Source organism: Pseudoduganella sp. RAF53_2 (assembly GCF_052113985.1).
Lineage (GTDB): Bacteria > Pseudomonadota > Gammaproteobacteria > Burkholderiales > Burkholderiaceae_D > Rugamonas.
On record NZ_JBFRDW010000349.1, the window covers coordinates 1 to 6,277 of the forward strand.

Below are 6,277 nucleotides of genomic sequence, written 5' to 3' on the forward strand. Positions count from 1 at the left end.
TTGCGCTTCCATATGAACGACCAGGATGGCGGCCTGGATGATATGCGCCGCAATATCGATGCGTGGTGGCCGTACGTGAGCGGCAGCGCGGCGCCTGTCGAAGCGATTCTCATGACTGCCTCCGGCTGCGGCGTCACGGTCAAGCAATATGGCCATCTGCTGGCCCACGATCCGGCCTATGCGGACAAGGCAGCGCGCATTTCGGCGCTGACGCGCGACCTGAGCGAAGTGCTGCCCGAGTTCACGGAGCAGATCGCGCAGCGCGTCGATGCGCGGCGGACGGTGTCCGAGCCGGTCGCCTGGCATCCACCGTGCACGCTGCAGCACGGCCAGCAAATCCGCGGCAAGGTTGAATCTCTGCTGCGTGCGATCGGCGTGGACGTGCGCCTGTGCGCCGACGCGCACCTGTGCTGCGGCTCCGCGGGGACTTATTCGATGCTGCAGCCGGAACTATCGCGCGAGCTGCGCGACCGCAAAGTAGCCAATCTGGAAGCCACAGGTGCGCAGCGCATTGTGTCCGCCAATATCGGCTGTCTGACCCACCTGCAGTCCGGSACCGGCACACCGGTCGAGCATTGGATTGAACTGGTAGAGCGCGCGCTTATACCGTAACGCTGCGGCGCCACTCGGCCGGCGCCACGTAAGCGGCGGCCCAGGCGCCGACTGCTTCCGGCGGCATGGGACGCGCGGTGCCGTAGCCCTGCGCCAGCGAGCAGCCCAGTTGCAGCAGGGCCGCGCCGTGTTCGACTGTCTCGATGCCTTCGGCGATGGCCTGACGTCCGAAAGCCTGGGCCAGGCTGATCACAGCCCGCACCAGATGCAGATCATCCGGATCGGACAGCATATTGCGCACGAAGCTCTGGTCGATCTTCAGCGTCTCGGCGGGCAAGCGCTTCAGGTAGGACATGGACGCATAGCCGGTGCCGAAATCGTCCAGTGCAAAGCGGATGCCCAGCGCCTGGCAATCGCGCATGATGCCGCGCACGTGTTCCACATCGTGCAGGGCAGAGGACTCCAGCACTTCCAGCTCCAGCAGCTGCGGCGGCGCATCCGGGCATTCGTCCAGAATCGCCCGCAGCCTTTCGGTGAAATCGTCGCGCTGGAAATGGCGCGCCGCGATATTCACGCTGACCGTCCACACATGGCCCTGCGCGTGCCAGGCAGCCAGCTGGCGCAGCGCGTCGCGTAACACCCATTCGCCGATATCGGCGATCAGGTCCGTGTGCTCGACGAAGGGCAGGAACTCCAGCGGGCCGATGATGCCGCGCTCCGCATGGCGCCAGCGCAGCAGCGCTTCCATGCCGATCACGCGGCCGGCGCGCATGTCCACCTTGGGCTGGTAATGCAGGCACAGCTCACCCTTGTGCAAGGCCGCGCGCACTTCGGCGCGGCGGTTGTGATGGGTGCGTACCTGTTCGTCCTGGCGCGCATCAAAGAAGTGGACTTTGCCACGGCCTTGCAGCTTGGCCTGATACAAAGCCTGATCGGCGCGGCGCAGCAAACCGTCCGCGCTGATGTCGCCGCCGCTGAACAAAGCCACGCCCACGCAGGCCGACAGATCCACCGTCTGGCCGCCGCAGACATAACTGCGCTGCAGCGCGGACAGCACGCCGCGCAGGCGTTCCTCCGCACCGGCCTGATCGGGCAATTGCGGCAGCAGCATGACGAATTCGTCGCCACCGAGACGCGCGACATAGTGGCGCTGGCCGCTGAAATCGTGCAGGCGGCTGGCGGCCTGCTTCAGCACCTCGTCGCCCAGCGCCTGGCCGCCCGCTGCATTGATGCGGCTGAAATCGTCCAGGTCGAACAGGCACACCGCCATTACTGCACCGCTGTCGCGCGCTGCCGACATCTCATGCTCGAAGCGCACTGCCAGCGCGGTGCGGTTGGGCAGGCCGGTGAGAATATCGTGCTGGCTTTGCCAGGAGATGCGCTGCATCAGGTGCAGGTTTTCACTGACGTCGCGGAACACCAGCACCGCGCCTTGTACTGCGCCCTCAGCGCGGATTGGGGCCGCCGTGTATTCCACATCGCGCTGGCGTCCGTTACGGTCGCGCAGCTGCTGGCCGCCCATCTTGCGCACTTCGCCGCCGCGGCAGGCAGCGGATGCGGCGCGCTGCAGCAGCTGTGGGCCGAATTGATTGGCCATGTCGAATACGGTGTGCAATTCCAGGCCCTGTGCCTCGGCCTCGGACAAGCCGGTTAGCCGCTCCGCCGCCGGATTCATGGCTTCGATGCGCCCGGAGAGGCTGGTGGTAGCCACCGCATCGCCGATCGAATTCAGCGTCACGGCAATGCGTTCCTTCTCGCCCTGCAGGCTATTCACCAGTTCCTGCACGCGGCCTGCCATATCGTTGAAGGTGACGGCCATGGCCCGCGCTTCCAGGCTGCCGCGCACCGGCAGGCGCACGTTCAGCTGGCCGTCCTGGAAGGAGCTGGTGGCATTGGCAAGGCGGCGCAGCATGCGGTGGTTGATGAAAATGAGCAGACCAAGCAGGGTGTAGATCAGGGCGATATTGATGGCGGACAGCGTGGCTTGCTGGCGCAGCGATTGCCACACATGGGCCAGCGGCAGATCGGGGCGGAAGGACAGCACCAGCGTGCCTGCGGTTGTCTCACGCCGCAGCGTCAGGCGTTCAATATGTGCCAGGCCAGCCAGCCATGCAGGCGAGGCTGCGCGCACTGCGTCGGGGGCAGAGGAGGCTTGGACCAGGACGCGGCCGCCGGCATCCTCCCAGCGTACTTGCGCCAGGTCCTCATTCATGTGCGGTGCTTGCGCGAGCAGGCGTGCCACGCCGGCTTGGTCGCCGCGCGCGGCCAGTGGGTCCAGCGAGGCCGCCAAAGCGGCAGCGGTCTGGCGCGCGTCGCGCTCAAAGCTGCTGCGCGCATTGGCCGATTCCGAGTGGACCATCAGCGTATAGCGCACCGCGACCACCAGCGCGATCAGCAGGAAAATAGGGATGAAGAGGCGCGCGTACGTCCCCATCCGAAGCCACGTTGTGAGCAGTCTGCGTAGCACAGAGAATTACCAGGAGTGATAGTCACGTTGACAATATCACAAATAATAACTGCAAATCTTAATACTTTGTAGAAATAATGAAACCGGTTTCAGCGCTCAGCCCAGCGCTCCATGATTTCGATAACCTGCGGCAGGCGTTCGAGGAAGAGGTCCACCAGTTCGGGCTGGAAGTGACGGCCGCGCTGCTCGCGCATCCATTCGCAGGCTTCTTCCAGCGGCCAGGCGGGTTTGTAGGGGCGCACGGAAGTCAGGGCATCGAAGACATCGGCCACGGCGACGATGCGCCCGGCCATCGGAATGGCTTCTCCCTGCAGCCCGCGCGGGTAGCCGCTGCCATCCCATTTTTCGTGGTGGCACAGCGCCACCTCGTGCGCCACCTTCAGCATGCCGCTTTCGTGTTCGCCGATGATGCTGGCGCCAATGGTGGGGTGGGTCTGCATCACGGCCCATTCGTCCTGTTCCAGCTTGGCCGGCTTTTGCAGGATGCGGTCGGGGATGCCGATCTTGCCGATGTCGTGCATGGGAGCCGCGATGAACAGGTCGTCGGCCTCGTGCTCGTCCAGCCCATAGGCTTCGCCCAGCAGCTTGGCATAGTGGCTCATGCGGATCACGTGCAGGCCGGTCTCGTTGTCCTTGTACTCGGCGGCCAGGCCGAGGCGCTGCACGATCTGCAGCCGCGTGTCGCGCAGTTCGTCCATGCGCACCAGCGACAGGTGCAGCTGCACGCGCGCTTTCACCACAGCCGGTATGATTGGCTTGCTGATGAAATCGACGGCGCCCGCTTCGAAGCCATCCACTTCGGCGCCGGGATCGGTCAGCGCGGTGACGAAAATAATGGGGATGCCAGCGGTGGACGGATCGGCCTTCAGCTCGCGCGCCACTTCATAGCCGGTCATGTCCGGCATCATCACGTCGAGCAGGATCAGGTCCGGGCGCTCTTTGCGTGCCAGCTCGATGGCGCGCGGTCCATCCTTGGCAAACAGCATGTGGTAGCGGTCCTGCAGAATGGTGCGCAGCAGGTGCAGGTTGGTGCTTTCATCATCCACTGCCAGCACGCAGGGCTGGCGGCGCCTGAGCGTTTTCATGATGCGCCTCCATCGCTTGGCAGATAGTCGGCCAGCAGGGTTTCCAGCTGTCCCTGGGCGCCGGCGAAATCGAAATCGTCAATCGCGCGTTGCAGGTCGGCCAGGCGGGACGGCGCTGCATTACCGCGTAACGCTTCGGTCAATTCGGTCATGGCTTGCTGGTCGAAGCTGCCGTTGTCCAGGGAGCGCTTCAGCTTTACGCCCAGGCGGCGCAGCAGGTCACTGTCCGGCGCGGCGGAAACGCCGGGCGCGCTGCCAGTGCTCTCCGCATTATCCGCACCGTCCGCGGCCCTGCGTGCGGCGGCCAGTGCATCGGCCAGGCAGTCCGACGCCAGGTCGAGCAGGGCGGGCAGCGCGGTGCGGTCTTCGTTGGCCAGCGCATCTTCCAGCTTGGCCAGCACCTGCGCCAGTTGTTCCATGCCCAGATTGGCGGCGGCGCCGCGGATCTGGTGGGCGCGCATGCGGCCCGCGGCGTGGCGGCCGGATGCGGCGGCCGTAGTCAGTTCGCCAGCGGCATTGGCGTTATCGGCGGCGAACACGCCCAGAGCACGCAAATAGGCTTGTTCATGGCCGGTCCACAGTTGCAGGCCGTGCACGGCGTTCAGTACCTGGGCTTGCGGCGGAGCGTGCGCGGCGGCGCTGTCCGGGCGCGTATCGGTCGTGTGGCCCAGCACGCGCGCAATTTCTACGGTGAGGCCGACGATGTCGACCGGCTTGCTGGTAAAGCCGTCCATCCCTGCCTCCGCTGTCGCTTCCCGGTCGCGATCCAGCACGCTGGCCGTCATGGCGATGACAGGCGTGCGGCGGCGGCCGGTCTGTTGTTCCGCCTTGCGCAGCTGGCGCGTGGCTTCCAGTCCATCCATGCCGGGCATCTGCACATCCATCAGCACCAGGTCGAACTGGGCTTCGGACGCCAAGTGTAAAGCCACAGCACCGTCGCTGGCGCCCGTTACGCTGTGTCCGAGCTTGGACAGTAGCAGAAGCAGCACTTCCAGGTTTTGCGGTACATCATCGGCGGCCAGGATGCGCAAGGGCGGCAGCTGCACCGGCTGGCCGGGACGGCGCGGCGCTTCGCTGCGTGCCAGCATCAGGGGCAGCACGACATGGAAGGTGCTGCCTTCGCCTTCCACGCTTTCGACCCAGATGCGGCCACCCATCAGCTCCACCAGCTGCTTGCTGATGGTGGTTCCAAGGCCTGTGCCACCATAGCGCCGGCTCATCGAAGCATCGGCCTGCGTGAAAGGATCGAAGATGGCGCTGATGCGGTCCGCCGGAATGCCAATGCCGGTATCGCTGACGGCGATATGCACTTCGTCGCGGCCTTTATTCTGTTCGCGCGTGACGCGCAGGCTGACGCGGCCCCGCGAAGTGAACTTGACGGCATTACCCAGCAGGTTGGTCAGCACCTGTCGCACGCGCAGCTCGTCGCCATGCAGGGTGCCCGGCACTTCCGGATCGTAGTGCACGGCCAGGGAAAGACCTTTGGCGGTGGCGTTGCTGCCCATGCTGGAGGACAGCTCGTCGATCAGCGCCAGCAGGCTGTAATCGTGCAGCTCCAGTTCCACTGCGCCCTTATCCAGCTTGGCCGTATCGAGCACTTCATTCAGGAGACGCAGCAGGGAGCGGCCCGCGTTGCGCACGGTGTCGAGATGGCGGCGCTGGACGGCGGTCAGGGTGCCCTGCAATAGCACGTCGGTAAAGCCGAGGATGGAATTCATCGGCGTGCGGATTTCGTGGCTCATATTGGCCAGGAAGGCCGCGCGCGCGGCGGCGGCCTGCTCGGCCTTCTCCTTGGCCTGGCGCAGATCCTCTTCCATGCGGCGGCGGCCGCTGATGTCGAGAATTACACCGTCCAGGCACAGGACCTTGCCCCGTTCATCCGTCACCGCGCTGCCGTTCTCCCACATCCAGCGGATRCTGCCGTCGTGGTGGCACAGCCGGTACTCCAGGGTGAAGGAGGTTTTCTGTTCGATGGCACGGCGCAGCCCTTCGGCCACCTGGGCATGGTCATCCGGATGAATCAGGTCGCCGAACACGCGCAGCGGCGGGGTGCCCGTGAAGTCGGCAGCAGGGTAGCCCGTCAGCGGCTCGATTGCATCGCTGACATACACCATCGGCCAGCCCGGCAGCATCAGGCTGCGGTAGGAGATGCCGGGGATATTGCCGATCAGAG

Annotated in this window: 4 protein-coding genes; 1 reads left to right on the forward strand and 3 read right to left on the reverse strand. The window is 65.2% G+C overall.

The window, feature by feature from the left end; genetic code table 11:
• Positions 1 to 612 (forward strand): heterodisulfide reductase-related iron-sulfur binding cluster (locus tag AB4Z11_RS19590; protein ID WP_442027056.1); only part of this gene is annotated, 612 nt, incomplete at its 5' end.
• Here the strand turns inward: AB4Z11_RS19590 and AB4Z11_RS19595 are convergent.
• From AB4Z11_RS19595 to AB4Z11_RS19605, 3 genes are all read right to left on the reverse strand, one after another.
• Positions 602 to 2,986 (reverse strand): putative bifunctional diguanylate cyclase/phosphodiesterase, encoded by a 2,385-nt coding sequence (locus AB4Z11_RS19595; protein ID WP_442027058.1) that lies wholly within the window; start codon positions 2,984 to 2,986, stop codon positions 602 to 604. The two genes, AB4Z11_RS19590 and AB4Z11_RS19595, sit on opposite strands and share 11 nt — an antisense overlap.
• A 122-nt stretch (positions 2,987 to 3,108) precedes the next feature.
• Entirely contained in the window at positions 3,109 to 4,104 is a 996-nt protein-coding gene (locus AB4Z11_RS19600; protein WP_442027059.1) for an HD domain-containing phosphohydrolase, read from the reverse strand.
• Positions 4,101 to 6,277: ATP-binding protein (locus AB4Z11_RS19605; protein WP_442027060.1), on the reverse strand; the 2,177-nt coding region annotated here is incomplete at its 5' end. The genes AB4Z11_RS19600 and AB4Z11_RS19605, both read right to left, overlap by 4 nt.

Bases quoted from the DNA above. Each gene is read 5' to 3' on its own strand.
- AB4Z11_RS19595 (WP_442027058.1), bottom strand. From the start codon at position 2,986: ATGGGGACGTACGCGCGCCTCTTCATCCCTATTTTCCTGCTGATCGCG.
- AB4Z11_RS19600 (WP_442027059.1), bottom strand. From the start codon at position 4,104: ATGAAAACGCTCAGGCGCCGCCAGCCCTGCGTGCTGGCAGTGGATGAT.